The sequence below is a fragment of the Bacteroides propionicigenes genome, from assembly GCF_018390535.1.
Classification (GTDB): Bacteria; Bacteroidota; Bacteroidia; order Bacteroidales; family Bacteroidaceae; genus Bacteroides; species Bacteroides propionicigenes.
The window spans coordinates 39,132-51,489 of the sequence record NZ_JAHBBW010000010.1 but is presented as its reverse complement, the minus strand read 5'-3'; the positions used below and the strand labels follow the sequence as shown (position 1 = coordinate 51,489).

The window sequence follows — 12,358 nt, the reverse complement described above, 5'->3', positions numbered from 1 at the left end:
ATAAGTTTTTTAATTAAAATACAAGTTCAAGTCCCATGTAATATTCTCTTATGTTAGGAAATGTAGAGCCCCATGTAGATGAAGCATCAATTCCCCTAGTAAGATTGTTCTCTGTATTTTGATCTCCTACTTCAGGGTCAAAGCCTGAATAACCTGTAAATATCAAAAGATTCTTACCGCCAATAAAGAATTTCATTTTCTCTATATTCAATTTCTTTATTAAATTAGTTGGTAAGGAGTACGATAATACCAAAGATTTCAAACGTAAATATTTTCCGTCTTCCACAAACCTATCAGATTTCCTAGAGTTTTGATTCGGATCTCCAAAAACAGCTCTTGGAATATCGGTGTCTGTATTCTTTGGATATATTGTAGTAATGCCTGATACCGGATTGGTAAATGACAACTCTTCTGCACGATACCGTTTTTTTGTACTGGCAAAGCAATTAGTATATCCAAACATTCCTTCACCATAATATCTGGTATTATTATATATATCATTACCATAAGTTCCCTGCCATATCATTGATAAATCAAAAACACCTACATTGGTACGGTAGCTCAAATTTGAACTTAGTCCAAAGTTCAGTTTCGGAATTGGATTTCCTATAAAATCCTGATCATCAGCATTTAGTTTACCATCATTATTCAAATCCTTGAAACGTACATCTCCTAATTGTGCATTAGGTGCAAATGCCTTATCTTCATTAAGTTGATCAACAGAGGTATAAAGTCCATCAGTAACATATCCCCAAAACATTCCTATTGGTTTGCCAACAACTGTTTTTGAAATTTCATTCGAAGCAAATATTTCATTTTTAGTTCCCAATTCTACAACCTTATTCTTTACAGAAGATAAATTTGCAGAAATTGAATAATCAAGTTTCTTATACCTATTTCTATATGTAATCATAAGTTCCATACCCTTATTCTGAATACTACCCGCATTTAAAACAGGAAAAACATCTCTAAAGCCAGCTGCAAATGAAATTGGCACTTCTACAAGCATATCTTTGGTCTTCTTATAAAAATAATCAAATGTAAAGGACAAATGGTTATTGAACATTGACAGATCCAGTCCTAAATCTGTAGAATATTGGCTTTCCCACTTTACATCAGGATTTGAAGGAGTGGTAGGAAATCCTCCAGCTACCCTTACATTGTTTAAATAATAGCATATTTTATCAAATGATACAGTACTTTGGTATTGATAAGCATTAATGTTAGAATTTCCTAATATCCCCCAGCTTCCTCTAATTTTAAGATCAGTAATGAAATCCAGATTTCTCATGAATTTTTCCTGACTAACTCTCCAAGCTGCAGAAAATGAAGGAAAATTACCATAGCGATTTTTTTTACTAAAGTTCGAAGAGCCATCTCGACGGAAGTTTATTGTCATCATATATTTACTATCGTAACTGTAGTTGATTCTTCCCAACAATGAATACATAGCAGATTCGAATTCTGAAGAGCCGACTGTCCTTGAATCATAATCTCTTGTTGTTCCCAAAGAAAGAACAGATTCACTCGCCAAGGCCCTTACCCCTGCATTCACTCCCAATCTTTTTGTTTGCTCCGATGTTACACCAATCAAAGCGCTGATATTATGCTTACCAAAATCTTTCTCATACGAAAGAGTATTTTCGTATAGTACTCTGTTTGACTTAATACTAGAAAGGTCGTACTGATCAGGAGAATGTGTACAATAAATAATAACATAATCACCATCATAATTTTGAGTCATAGTAGTATAGAAATCAACCCCCATATTGAATTTATATTTCAAACCAGGCAGTATATTCCACACTCCCCATGCATTTCCGTTTATTAGTGTTGTTTCCGTCTTATTCCAATTTAAATGTGCTTGAGCTAAAGGATTTCCACAAGTTGTTCCATTGCTTGCCCCCATGAATCCTGTCGGATTATTTTCATCATAAAACGGAACCGTAGGTGACCATTGCAAAGATTCCAAAACATTTTTGTTGCTCCAGTCACGGTTAAGCCTTTTTATCGTAAATGTTTCACCAAACTCAAAATTCCCAACTTTAAAATCTGAGATAAACTGTAATCCCAAACTCTTGCTATCTTCTTTTATGAATGTCGGTTGATCAGAAGAATAGACTCCATTAATTCTAAAATGAGCCGTTTCCGAACCACCATTAAGCGATAAGTTGTGTTTCTGATAAAATCCCGTACGTTTAAGGGCATTCAACATATTGTATCCCTCACCAATAGATTCAGGATTTGAAAGAGCTTTCATATAATCATTCCGCGTCGGGTCGGCATTGTATAATTCCTCATTAACCAATTCAGCCAGCTCCCGTCCATTCAACAGATCTATAGTATGTTGTAATTCCTTAAGCCCTGCATAACCATTATATTCCACCTTAACTTTACCTACTTGCCCCCGCTTTGTGTTAATAAGTATCACACCATTAGCCCCTCTTGCTCCATAAATAGCACAAGAAGCTGCATCTTTTAAAATCTGGATACTTTCAATATTATTTTCATCAGGTACAGCACCTCCAATCATTCCGTCCACGACATATAATGGATCTGTATCATTTATACTTCCCACACCACGAATGCGGATTCTCCCATTTGTTATCTGCACTCCGGGCACTGAACTCTGCAATCCCGTTTCCAACCCATTTGGCAATTGTCCTATATCCTTAGACGAGAGTGTGGCAATTGAAGAAGACAAATCCACCTTTTTTTGAGTTCCATAACCAATCACTATAACTTCATCCAATGCTTGTGTATTTTCTTCTAAAGTGATAGAAAATGAATTATTTGATTTAAGTGATAACTCTTGCTCAATATAGCCCATATATGAAACAACCATGACGCCTTCATAAGGTACTTCAAGTTCAAAATGACCGTTTATATCTGTAATAGCACCTATATTAGTCCCTTTTATCATAATATTTGCTCCTATAACAGCATCTCCTGATATATCCCTTACTATACCGGTAATATGTTTTGTTTTTTTATTTGCATTATTAATCTTTTCAGAAATAACAATCGATTTAGATGATATTATGCTGTAATATAAATTTCTATTCTTTAGTGCTTCATCTAATACTACATTAACAGTAGCATTTAATTTAGAAATAGAAATGTCTTTCTTATTATCAATAGTTGCGTTACGGTAAGAAAAACGATAGGTAGTTTGTTGTTCAATTGTTTTAAAAACTTCTTTGAGAGATGCGTTTCTCACATTAACAGACACTTTCTGTACTTGTGAGAAAACATTCTCACAACAGAAACATGACAATAACATAAAAACAATAAAACACCTCATTTTCAAATGATTGTTCATGACATTATAAATTAAAGTTAATAAATACCCTCTTCTTGAGAGGCTATAAGTAAAGACAATACATATTTAAAAAGGTACCATTAAAAATCTATGTTAAATAACATATTACGTATACCTCCTTAAACCAAAAATGAGTAATTTAAACTGTCCTATGATTATACTGTTATTTACAACTTACCAGATTGTGTTTATATCATTTTGTCCTATCGTGCCAAAACCGTAACATCTGCCTTTATAAAAACTATTTTACGACCTTCTACTACAGCCTTTACATTATATGATTTTTCAATAATTTCAAGAGCTTCATTCAAACTTGATGTAGGCAATGTTCCTGTAAAAAGGTCATTACCGGAAATTACTGTATCTAATTTTATTTGAACAGCAAATGCCTCTTCTACTTTTTTCAAGACATCTCCCAATGGCAGGTTTCTAAATACCAAATCGCCTCTTTTCCATGCGGTTGCAGTTGACACATTCTCTGCTGTGCTCACCGTAATAACGCCCGTACTATAATCCAAAACAGCTGTTTGACTTGGCTGTAAAACCACTTCTTTTCCTGTTTTTAAAGAGGTAAAGAGTACACTGCCTGTTTCCAATGTTAATTCAGCTGCAAAATTGTCCTCACGTGCAGACAAATTAAAAGAGGTTCCCAATACTTTTACTTTAAAATCTTTAGATAATATATAGAAAGGGGATTCTTTACGTTTACTCACCTCAAAATAAGCCTCTCCATTAAACTTTATCTCACGTTTATCTTTATTATAAGAATTCGGTTTATAACACAATCTAGAATTATAATTCATGGTTACTTTAGTCTTATCAGGAAGAGTAATACTAACTTTCTCACCCGGACCGGTAGTGACCAACATCTCTTCAGCTACATAATTAACGTTCTCAATATATAAATATATACTAATAGTAATAAAGACAGGTAACATGATGGCGGCGGCTATCTTCAGCACCTTTATCATATTGTTTCTAAACACATTAGGATTAGTAATTCTTGAATCTATTTTTTTCTTTATTTCATTTATGCGTGCATCATCAACATCAGCAATGGCTATCTCATCATTCATCCAATGTTCACGCATTACGTTCTCTATTTTTTCAATATTTCCTATATTGAAATCATTCCTCAATTTTGATAATTCTTCAATAGATAAATTATCATTTCTATATTTCTGATCTAAATCTTTCATACTTTCATTTTTTTTATGACAAATCGGAAGAGATAAAGTACTTTTTTTTCTGTCTAATTAACAAATAACAACAAAATGATTATAATCAAAGCTTTTTTTAGAATTTCCCGTAATTTTTTTAATCCAATAGAAAGCTGATTTTTAACCGTTTGTTCACTTAATAACAATTTCTCCGCAATTTCCTTGTTTCCTAATTGATGTAATAAAGAAAGTTCCAAAACTTTTCTCTGTGTAGCGGGCAACTCTTTTATTACTGACTTTAGCTGAGAAACAAACTCATCATACTCCATTTTTTTAGTAGGGTCACTACCAGATATTAAATATGGACAATTTACAAAATCTTCGTATATCGGGGAGTTTATCTTGGCATGATATGCATTAATCAGCCGATTTCTGGACATTATAAAAAGTAAAGACTTTAATGTTTCTTCTTGGCGAATTTCTTTTCTTATTTTCCATAAATGTACAAAAACATCCTGCACAATATCCTCAGCATCTTCTACATTCTTAGTGTATTGCAAACAATATGCATACAAGCGCTTAGCATACATGGCATATATTTCATCAAATGCCTTTCGAGAGCTTTTTTTCAAGTCCCGAATTAGTATTTGCTCAAATTGATAACTACAATCCATACGATATGATATCCATTGCAGAAGTTAGTAGAATTAATATTAGATACTTCCAATTAATTATGAAAGTAAGTCAACAAGCACATGATTTATATGCAATATTCGCAATTTATATCGATATCTGCAAACATTATTTATAGATACTGATTGAAAAATCAACTATCTTTGCTTTGCAAGTCAATGGACTTATATTTCTAAAAAATCATATTACCAATAAAACAAAGACTTATAAATATGCCCATCATCGAAATATCCTCCCTCTCCCACCCCGGAGTAGAAATCTTCAGTACCCTTACCGAAGCTCAGTTGCGCAACCGTATCGAGCCTTCCAAGGGCATATTCATTGCAGAAAGCCCCAAAGTCATTTCTGTTGCCATAAACACAGGTTACGAACCTTTAGCCCTCTTGTGCGAAGAAAAGCACATCACCGGTGATGCCGCCCCTATCATAGAGCGTTGCGGAGACGTTCCGGTCTATACAGGTAAAAGGGAATTACTTGCCACGCTTACCGGATACACTCTTACCCGCGGTGTCCTTTGTGCCATGCGTCGTCCCAAGCCACGCAGTGTCGAAGAGATTTGCCGGAAAGCCCGCCGGATTGTGGTAGTAGACGGGGTAGTAGACACCACCAACATCGGAGCGATTTTCCGTTCAGCAGCCGCTCTCGGCATAGATGCCGTATTGCTTACCCCAACTTCCTGCGATCCGCTCAACCGCCGCGCCGTAAGGGTTTCTATGGGTTCGGTATTTCTCGTGCCGTGGACTTGGCTGGACGCTCCCATCAGTAAACTTGGCAACTTAGGTTTCCGCACGGCAGCTATGGCGCTCACCGATGATTCAATCTCTATTGCCGACCCCGTCTTGACCACCGAACCCAAGCTGGCTATCGTAATGGGCACTGAAGGTGACGGGCTATCATGCGAGGCGATTGTCGAAGCCGACTATGTAGTGCGCATCCCTATGTCACACGGTGTCGATTCGCTCAATGTGGCAGCCGCTGCTGCCGTAGCTTTCTGGCAACTCCGTGCACCGGATTCTAATAAGTAATCGCAACCTTAATCACCCCTTCCAATCTGTTTTCAAAGACATGATAGGCCTCCTCAATTCGCTCCAAAGGAAAGCGGTGTGTGATAAGCGGTGTAGTATCTATCTTACCATCCTCAATCAGACGGAGTATTTCCGCGCAATCACATCCGTCTACCCCACCTGTTTTGAAAATCAGATTCTTACCGTACATATCGGGTAAAGGAAGAAGCTGCGGTTTATCATAAAGGGCAACGACAGTGACTACTGCATTGGGACGGGCACACTCCCACGCCATACGGAAGGTATCTTCAACGCCGGCCACTTCCAGCACGACATCGGCACCGCCATGCTCACTATTCCGAAGCACAAACTCCCTGCAATGCTCCGGTGTTGTCACCAGCACATCAGGATAATGCCGGCGAATAAACCGAGTCCTTTCGGCCGATTTTTCACAGACAATGACACGCTTCGGGTTCTTCAACATCACACAAAGCAAGGTGCATATCCCGGTAGGACCTGCCCCTATAATAAGCACGGTATCATCTTCGGAAATCTCCGAGATACGAGCCGCCCAAAAGCCCGTTGCAAGCACATCGCCCACAAAAAGCGCCTGTTCATCACTTACCGAATCAGGAATGCGGTTCAACCCCCGGTCGGCATAAGGAACTCTTACATACTCCGCCTGCCCGCCGTCAATACGGCATCCTAACGCCCAACCGCCATTCGCATCCGTACAATTATTCACATATCCGTGCCGGCAGAAAAAGCACTCGCCGCAAAAAGTCTCAACATTTATGGTGACCCTGTCACCCGGCTTTACCGAGGTCACGCCCTCCCCGACTTCTTCAACAATACCCACCATTTCGTGTCCGACCGTTATGCCGGGAACAGCACGCGGCACACTGCCGTGTTTGATGTGCAAATCACTGGTACAGATGCTGCCGAGCGTTACGCGCACAATAGCGTCGCGCGAATCCTTCAGTTCGGGTTTCGGCTTATCCGACAGTTCAAATCTTCCATGTTCGATGTATGTATATGCAAGCATAGTATCCTCCTCAATTATCAGTTCCTGTTTTTGGGGCGAATATAAACATTACATTCCTGATAAAAGAACGATAATAGAAAATATTTATAGGCATCTCACGCCCGTAAGAATAAGAATGGTTACATTTGCAGACAGATATCAGAATCCCCACATAACCACAATCCATAATGAACAAAAAAGAACTTACATTTTCAGATATTCCCAATAACTTCCTATGGTGCACCAACCGACAATGTCCCAAAGCCGGAACTTGCCTCAGACAATTGGCTGAAAGGCTTTCACCGGAAGAACGAATTTCTTGTACTACCATCAATCCCAAGCATTTAGATAAATTCAAAGAGGAGTGCCCTTACTTTCGCACCAATAAGCAAGTAAAGTACGCCAAAGGCTTCCTCGGGATTATGGAAAACCTCACCGCCAAGCAAACACGCTTCTTCATCAACCGGATTATCAGCAATTCCAGCCGCCGCACCTATTACCGTGTACGCAATGGCGAACGGGTATTATCTCCTGCCGAGCAACAAAGCATAATAAACATACTCAAAGAGTGCGGAGCAACTTTCTCCATTGAATTCGATTCTTACTTTGAGGATTATTATTGGGGCGATACATTATAATATGCCAACCATTGCCACCTCACTGGCACAACCTTGCCTGTTAGCTGGCACAGTTATGCCAACGAGTAGGCACAGTTGTGCCAGCTAAGTGGCACAACCGGTTCGGAATACAGTCTTATTATGTCCGTCTCCGATAGAGTTTTATGCATTAAGAGAACACAAAAGAGTGAAAGAGAACAGGCAACTTTCCATATATTTGCCTATCTTTGTACTATCAACTAAAGCTCAACGATATGAAGAGACAGATTGCAGTGTTAACCGCTTCGTTGCTCATCCTGTCCGGTTGCGGCACAAGCCGGATGGCATCGGACGATCCCGGCGCGATATTTGCGGGTGCCGCCATCGGTGGAAATGTCGGCAGCGCCATCGGTGGTTTGATAGGCGACAATCACGGCGGCTGGCGGGGCGGTTACCGAGGCTCGGCCATCGGCACAATCATCGGAACCATTGCAGGAGCTGCCATAGGCAATGCCGTCTCCGCCCCGAAACAAGAAGAATTCAGCTATCGGATAGAAAGAACTGAGCCCTACGAACCGCAACCCGAAACCTATCCCGCTCCCTCTGTCTTCGATAATCTGAGGATACGCAATATACGTTTTATCGACGATAACCGCGACCATATAATCACTTCCGGTGAAAACAGCAAAGTGATTTTTGAAATCATGAACGAAGGAAATCAAACGATATATAATGTAGTCCCCATAGTGACAGAAACTACGGGCATGAAGCGCATCTATATTTCTCCGCCCGTAATGGTGGAACAGATTGCCCCACACAACGGTGTGAAGTACACCGCCAACATCAGTGCCGGAGACCGGATAAAGACGGGTGACATCACCATACGCGTAGCCGTAGCCGACGGTAACGGACAACAATACGACTGGCAGGAATTTTCACTGCCCACCGAACGGTAAAAGAAATCATACAGAAAACATTCTATGCCTCCGTGTCTCTGTGTTCAGAGAAACAAGCATTGAACGACCTATAAACAACAAGAATTATGGCTGACAACTATCTGGAAAACCAATACGAACAATACCAGGCACGCAAGGCCGCTTGGGAAAGAGAACGTAAATACGGAAAGAAAAAGAAATCGGTACACCCGCGTCCTTTGCCACAACAAGCCGGAGACGATGTTGCGACCGACCCGGAAGAAGACAACAACAGCGCCCCTTACATCAATACAGACAACGACAACTTCATTGATGACTAATCCCATTATGCTGCACACTTTCCATACGCCCGTAACAGACATACCACTGCCGGAAAAGTTCACCTATCCCTTTTGCTACACCCCGCACCCGCTCTGCATAGCCGCAGCAAAAGAGGTGCAGAACTACCTCAACCGACAAGACCGATGGAAAGAAGAACTGGCACAAGGCAAAATGTTCGGTGTATTGGTTGTGGAGACGGAGGAGGGTGAAACAGGGTATCTCGCAGCCTTTTCGGGTATCTTGGCGGGCAAAAATGTGCACCCTTTCTTTGTGCCGCCCGTGTACGACTTATTACAGCCGCAGGGGTTCTTCAAAATAGAAGAGGAACAAATATCACAAATCAACGTACGTATCAGGCAGTTGGAAGAGGATGAAGACTACAAACGGCAGATTGAACAGCTGGCCGCCTTGCAACAAACTGCCCGAAAGTCTTTGGAAGAAGCCAAACTGCAAATGAAAGCTGCCAAGGAGCAGCGGGAAGAACGGAGACAAAAAGCTCTCTCATCTCCCGGTTTCCGACTCACTCCCGAAGAAGAAGCTGTCCTGATACGCGAAAGCCAGTTTCAGAAAGCCGAATACAAACGGATGGAACATACATGGAAAGAGCGGCTTGCTCCTTTGCAGCAAGCCGTCGCCGCCCGTGAAGCCGGCATACAATCTCTGAAAACCGAACGAAAGGTACGCTCCGCCGCCCTGCAGCAAAAATTGTTTGAACAGTTCAAAATGCTGAATTACCGGGGAGAAATCAAGACCCTTTGCGACATCTTTGAGCAAACCGTACACAAGACTCCCCCCGCAGGCGCCGGCGAGTGTGCCGCCCCCAAACTGTTGCAACAAGCCTATCTGCATGGTTGGAAGCCCATTGCGATGGCAGAATTTTGGTGGGGAGAATCTCCCAAAACAGAAATACGGCATCACGGGCATTACTATCCGGCCTGCAAAGGTAAGTGCGAACCGATTCTGAAGCATATGCTGCAAGGCCTTGAAGTGGACGGAAATCCAATGCTGAAAGAACTGCAAGCCACCGGGAAAGAACTGGAAACCGTCTACGAAGACGAATGGCTGGTGGCGGTTAGCAAACCGGCAGGTATGCTGTCCGTCCCCGGCAAGGAAGACGCGGTTTCCGTTTACAGTGTGCTACGTGAACGGTATCCGGATGCGGATGGTCCGCTGATTGTGCATCGCTTGGATATGGCTACATCGGGTCTGTTGGTGGTTGCAAAAACCAAGCAGGTTCACCAGCACCTGCAAGAGCAGTTTAAAAACCGCAGTGTTCAAAAACGCTACATAGCATTACTCCAAGGCACAGTCTCCCAAGATACGGGAACGGTTGAGTTGCCGCTATGCCTGAATCCGCTTGACCGCCCCCGGCAAATGGTGCATACCGGACATGGCAAACCCGCCATAACAGACTTTGAGGTTTTGGAACGCAAGGACAATTATACCCGCATCGCCTTTTATCCCCGCACCGGACGCACACACCAGCTTCGGGTGCACGCCGCCCACCCGCTTGGATTGCACTGTCCCATCATCGGTGACGAACTCTATGGAGCGAAAGCCGAACGGCTGTACCTGCACGCGGAAAAACTGGAGTTTATCCACCCGATAACCGGAGAGAAAATAAGTATTACCCGGAAAGCCGACTTTTAATTCATTGATTTATCACAATAATATATACCCAATGACAATCCTCCGCCCCACCCCGCAAGACTACGACGAACTTCTCACCGTATGGGAAGCCTCCGTACGCAGCACCCACCATTTTCTGACAGAAGAGAACATACAGTTCTACAAACCCTTAATACGGAACCAATACTTCCAAGCCGTAGAGCTTTACGTCATTCGCAACCGGGAAGGAAATATAGCAGCTTTTATGGGACTGAGCGATGAACTCATTGAAATGCTCTTTGTCCATCCCGATGAACAGGGAAAAGGATATGGAAAGCTGTTCATACAATACGCGCTCCACGAAAAACATATATATAAGGTAGACGTCAACGAACAAAACGAACAGGCGTACCAATTCTATCTGCATACAGGTTTCCAACCTATAGGAAGGGATGAAACCGACCCTACGGGAAACCCTTTTCCCATATTGCACCTGCAATGGGAAGCGTAAAAACGCTACATCATATAAACTAAAATAAAGAAAAAAATACAATGAAAAGCCATAAACAATATAAAAATGAAAATCAATGTTGGACTGAGGAAATTCAAGCGTTAAATGAAGCAGTACAACGTGATACGAAGAAATGGAAAATTATTGGATGCTTCTTTGCCTTGTTTGCAAGTCTATCATTTTGCGGCTCATTTTTTGCGGCTTGCTTTATCTGTGAGACAGCAACAATATGTCAATATAAACAGACTATGACAGAAAAAAAGTGACATGAAGAAACAGAAAAAAAAGAGCAACAAGCAATCGAGGCGTGAAATCATAGCCGATGTCAAGCGTAGAGAAGCCGAGTGGCGAAAGCAAAGGAGAAAAGAAAGGTGGCGTATATGCAAATTCCATATCTTGTTTTGGGGAGCATTTATATCTTTCTTCCCATTACTTATATTCGTCACGGAGTCAGATATACGTAACACCTTCACCAATATCATACTGGGATTGATAACCATTAACGGTTGGATTTACCTGTTCATGTACCTCCTATTTAAAGAAGCCCGGAATTTAACCGTCCGGATACCTTTGAAAAATGGCGGAAGTACGGGAAATGCGCAATGGTCACCAGATTCTTCAAGGATTCCGGTAGAGCCTGAATATTTAAGCTGGTGTGATGACAAACAGATTGTTATTGATAATGACGGCATCTCGGTGAGAATGGTGAGTTTCCTGATCTGGCTCTTTATATTTTTAGTTTCGGTTTGCGCTGGTTTAACTCCTTCAAACCTTACAACTGAAGATTATGGAAGTATATTACTGCTTCTTGAGCTGTACTTGATTATCCTGACAGCAGGAATAAGTGCCATTCTACAGCCGTGGCGGCGGATTGTTTTTGATCGTGTTTCCAAAACCGTAACGATACCAGGACGACTTCTGTTGCATAAAAAAGAAACGACACCTTATAGTCAAGCTGAACTCACGATTCGTTATTACAGGCGTGGTTCATGGCTTGCACCAGATATAATAATTTCCAATGCCGATTCATCCAGTCTGTTAAGTGGAGTCTCCTTGATGCCCGGTGATCTGGATAAGGCCAGGCGTTTTGCACGTTTCATACAACTATACATGGAAGAAGAGGAGTTGCCGGACATACCGGAATTTGAGAAATGCAGAAATAAGGTAAACGTTTAAATTAAAAT

The 12,358-nt window shown here is 41.3% G+C and carries 12 protein-coding genes; 8 read left to right on the top strand and 4 right to left on the bottom strand.

Translation table 11 applies throughout. The annotated features are described in order from the left end of the window. Positions 1 to 13 precede the first annotated feature (13 nt). The 3 genes from KG118_RS12560 to KG118_RS12550 form a co-directional block, all read right to left on the bottom strand. Positions 14 to 3,322 carry a SusC/RagA family TonB-linked outer membrane protein gene (locus KG118_RS12560; RefSeq protein WP_233514851.1) on the bottom strand — a complete coding sequence of 1,103 codons (3,309 nt, stop codon included), beginning with the start codon at positions 3,320 to 3,322 and terminating at the stop codon, positions 14 to 16. A 203-nt stretch (positions 3,323 to 3,525) separates the two neighbouring features. Beyond that, positions 3,526 to 4,521, bottom strand: a complete 996-nt coding sequence (locus KG118_RS12555; protein ID WP_117710694.1) for a FecR family protein — start codon at positions 4,519 to 4,521, stop codon at positions 3,526 to 3,528. Positions 4,522 to 4,574: 53 nt separating this feature from the next. Further along, positions 4,575 to 5,156: an RNA polymerase sigma factor gene (locus KG118_RS12550; RefSeq protein WP_117710695.1), complete on the bottom strand. Its 582-nt coding sequence runs from the start codon at positions 5,154 to 5,156 to the stop codon at positions 4,575 to 4,577. Positions 5,157 to 5,387: 231 nt separating this feature from the next. Between KG118_RS12550 and KG118_RS12545 the strand changes: the two genes are divergently transcribed. Further along, positions 5,388 to 6,200: a TrmH family RNA methyltransferase gene (locus tag KG118_RS12545; protein ID WP_117710696.1), complete on the top strand. Its 813-nt coding sequence runs from the start codon at positions 5,388 to 5,390 to the stop codon at positions 6,198 to 6,200. On the opposite strand, the gene KG118_RS12540 is transcribed toward KG118_RS12545, so the two are convergent. Further along, positions 6,190 to 7,224: an alcohol dehydrogenase gene (locus tag KG118_RS12540; RefSeq protein WP_117710697.1), complete on the bottom strand. Its 1,035-nt coding sequence runs from the start codon at positions 7,222 to 7,224 to the stop codon at positions 6,190 to 6,192. The two genes, KG118_RS12545 and KG118_RS12540, sit on opposite strands and share 11 nt — an antisense overlap. Before the next feature lie 167 nt (positions 7,225 to 7,391). Between KG118_RS12540 and KG118_RS12535 the strand changes: the two genes are divergently transcribed. The 7 genes from KG118_RS12535 to KG118_RS12505 all read left to right on the top strand — a co-directional run bounded on the left by KG118_RS12535 (position 7,392) and on the right by KG118_RS12505 (position 12,350). Then, complete coding sequence (locus tag KG118_RS12535) at positions 7,392 to 7,841, top strand: DUF6078 family protein (RefSeq protein WP_117710698.1); 450 nt, start codon at positions 7,392 to 7,394, stop codon at positions 7,839 to 7,841. Positions 7,842 to 8,074: 233 nt separating this feature from the next. After that, positions 8,075 to 8,755: a glycine zipper family protein gene (locus KG118_RS12530; protein WP_117710699.1), complete on the top strand. Its 681-nt coding sequence runs from the start codon at positions 8,075 to 8,077 to the stop codon at positions 8,753 to 8,755. A gap of 86 nt (positions 8,756 to 8,841) precedes the next feature. After that, the gene (locus KG118_RS12525; RefSeq protein ID WP_117710700.1) at positions 8,842 to 9,054 is read left to right on the top strand and encodes a hypothetical protein; all 213 of its coding nucleotides are present in this window, start codon (positions 8,842 to 8,844) and stop codon (positions 9,052 to 9,054) included. 7 nt (positions 9,055 to 9,061) lie between these two features. Next, entirely contained in the window at positions 9,062 to 10,705 is a 1,644-nt protein-coding gene (locus KG118_RS12520; protein ID WP_117710951.1) for an RluA family pseudouridine synthase, read from the top strand. Between the two features lie 31 nt (positions 10,706 to 10,736). Then, a complete protein-coding gene (locus tag KG118_RS12515; RefSeq protein WP_117710701.1) occupies positions 10,737 to 11,174 on the top strand; it encodes a GNAT family N-acetyltransferase in 438 nt (145 codons plus the stop codon). Positions 11,175 to 11,215: 41 nt separating this feature from the next. Continuing rightward, positions 11,216 to 11,440: a hypothetical protein gene (locus KG118_RS12510; RefSeq protein WP_233514852.1), complete on the top strand. Its 225-nt coding sequence runs from the start codon at positions 11,216 to 11,218 to the stop codon at positions 11,438 to 11,440. Between the two features lies 1 nt (position 11,441). Continuing rightward, positions 11,442 to 12,350 (top strand): hypothetical protein, encoded by a 909-nt coding sequence (locus tag KG118_RS12505; protein WP_117710702.1) that lies wholly within the window; start codon positions 11,442 to 11,444, stop codon positions 12,348 to 12,350. Positions 12,351 to 12,358: the final 8 nt, after the last annotated feature.

Coding starts and splice junctions, on each gene's coding strand:
- KG118_RS12560 (WP_233514851.1), bottom strand. CDS start 3,322: ATGAACAATCATTTGAAAATGAGGTGTTTTATTGTTTTTATGTTATTG.
- KG118_RS12555 (WP_117710694.1), bottom strand. CDS start 4,521: ATGAAAGATTTAGATCAGAAATATAGAAATGATAATTTATCTATTGAA.
- KG118_RS12550 (WP_117710695.1), bottom strand. CDS start 5,156: ATGGATTGTAGTTATCAATTTGAGCAAATACTAATTCGGGACTTGAAA.
- KG118_RS12545 (WP_117710696.1), top strand. CDS start 5,388: ATGCCCATCATCGAAATATCCTCCCTCTCCCACCCCGGAGTAGAAATC.
- KG118_RS12540 (WP_117710697.1), bottom strand. CDS start 7,224: ATGCTTGCATATACATACATCGAACATGGAAGATTTGAACTGTCGGAT.
- KG118_RS12535 (WP_117710698.1), top strand. CDS start 7,392: ATGAACAAAAAAGAACTTACATTTTCAGATATTCCCAATAACTTCCTA.
- KG118_RS12530 (WP_117710699.1), top strand. CDS start 8,075: ATGAAGAGACAGATTGCAGTGTTAACCGCTTCGTTGCTCATCCTGTCC.
- KG118_RS12525 (WP_117710700.1), top strand. CDS start 8,842: ATGGCTGACAACTATCTGGAAAACCAATACGAACAATACCAGGCACGC.
- KG118_RS12520 (WP_117710951.1), top strand. CDS start 9,062: ATGCTGCACACTTTCCATACGCCCGTAACAGACATACCACTGCCGGAA.
- KG118_RS12515 (WP_117710701.1), top strand. CDS start 10,737: ATGACAATCCTCCGCCCCACCCCGCAAGACTACGACGAACTTCTCACC.
- KG118_RS12510 (WP_233514852.1), top strand. CDS start 11,216: ATGAAAAGCCATAAACAATATAAAAATGAAAATCAATGTTGGACTGAG.
- KG118_RS12505 (WP_117710702.1), top strand. CDS start 11,442: ATGAAGAAACAGAAAAAAAAGAGCAACAAGCAATCGAGGCGTGAAATC.